This is a genomic window from Pantoea sp. UBA5923, from assembly GCF_002431095.1.
In the GTDB taxonomy this organism is placed as follows: domain Bacteria; phylum Pseudomonadota; class Gammaproteobacteria; order Enterobacterales; family Enterobacteriaceae; genus Pantoea; species Pantoea piersonii.
In genome coordinates this window covers 21,993-23,100 of the sequence record NZ_DJDN01000006.1, presented here as the reverse complement: position 1 = coordinate 23,100, position 1,108 = coordinate 21,993, and the positions used below count along the sequence as shown (strand labels likewise).

Genomic DNA, 1,108 nt, shown 5'->3' with positions numbered 1-1,108 from the left:
CCAGTATCGATATCGTTTCGCTGGAGTGCCAGAACTCTCGCGTCCCTATGGATCTTATTGAGCTGATCCGCGGCAAAAAAGTGATGGTCGGTGCCATTGATGTAGCAACCAATACCATCGAGACGCCAGAAGAAGTCGCCAACACCCTACGCAAGGCCCTGCAGTTTGTCGATGCCGATAAGCTCTATCCCTGCACTAACTGCGGCATGATCCCCCTACCGCGTCGCGTGGCGAATGGGAAGCTGCAAGCGTTAAGCGCAGGCGCAGAGATTGTCAGAAAAGAGATTCTGGCCAAATAACACAGAGAATTTGATAAATACTCAGTCCGGTTAGCGCGCAAATTGCCCTGGCCGGGCTGAGCAGTAAGGCTTATTGCAATCATCGCGACCGCTGGCTTGCCAGCCACTTCCCCTCCCGTTCATCCGTTATTGCCTTCTGCCAGCTTTCAGCCACTGACAAACAGTTATTAATCCGTTACTTCACTGAGCCGGACGCAGCGGAAGGGTTTCATATCATTGCATAGAAAAAAATCCGGAAACGGCATCGTTTCCGGATTCCTGTACCGCTCAAGGCTGGTGTAACCGAGCCTTTACCGCTCGGAATAACGCCTTAAAAGCGCCGCTTTACATCAAAAGCTCTGCCACTCCGCTTCGTTAATCACCGCTACGCGCTGCGGCGCAGGGGTTCGACGCGACGGCTGAACCGCTGGCGTGCGCGGCGCGGCGACCTCCGCATCGTTGCCGACGCGGAACTTGCCCACCAGCTCAGTCAGCGCGCTGGCCTGCTCCTGCAACGACTGCGAAGCTGCCGAGGCCTCTTCGACCAGCGCGGCGTTCTGCTGGGTCACGTCGTCCATCTGGTTCACCGCCTGGTGCACCTGCGCGATGCCCTGGCTCTGCTCGACCGCAGCGGCGGCGATCTCGCCGACCAAATCGCTGACCTGACGAATCGCGTCTTTCATCACGTCCATATTGCGGCCGACGTCGCTTGCCTGCGCCGCGCCCGCTTCCGTCAGCTGATGAGAGGCTTCAATCAGCGCTTTAATCTCATGGGCGGCGGCGGTTGAACGCTGCGACAGGTTTCTCACCTCACCCGCCACCACGGCGAA

General features: G+C 57.9%; 1 protein-coding gene and 1 pseudogene. One reads left to right on the top strand and one right to left on the bottom strand.

The features are described from left to right. Nucleotides 1-299: pseudogene (locus B3797_RS00765) on the top strand (methionine synthase); the annotation flags it as partial. Between the two features lie 329 nt (nt 300-628). On the opposite strand, the gene B3797_RS00760 reads toward B3797_RS00765, so the two are convergent. Beyond that, a partial coding sequence (locus B3797_RS00760) for a methyl-accepting chemotaxis protein (RefSeq protein WP_311790100.1) occupies nt 629-1,108 on the bottom strand: 480 nt, incomplete at its 5' end.